General features: G+C 62.0%; 1 pseudogene. It reads left to right on the forward strand.

The window, feature by feature from the left end:
* Positions 1-242, forward strand: a pseudogene (aroE, locus tag GHO32_RS26360) (shikimate dehydrogenase); the annotation flags it as partial.

Raw genomic sequence — 242 nt, forward strand, 5'->3', positions numbered from 1 at the left:
TCATCAATGCCACCTCCGCCAGTCTGGCCGGTGAAGTGCCACCCATTGCCAGCAGCTTGATCGAGCCGGGTAAAACCCTGTGTTACGACATGATGTATGGCAGCGCACCAACGCCGTTTTGTGTCTGGGCGAGCGAGCAGGGGGCGGGCAAGGTCATGGATGGTTTGGGGATGTTGGCTGAGCAGGCCGCAGAAGCGTTCTACCTGTGGCGCGGTGTGCGCCCTGATACGGCGCCTGCGCTG

It is taken from the genome of Pseudomonas sp. FSL R10-2189 (genome assembly GCF_009600325.1).
Classification (GTDB): Bacteria; Pseudomonadota; Gammaproteobacteria; order Pseudomonadales; family Pseudomonadaceae; genus Aquipseudomonas; species Aquipseudomonas helleri.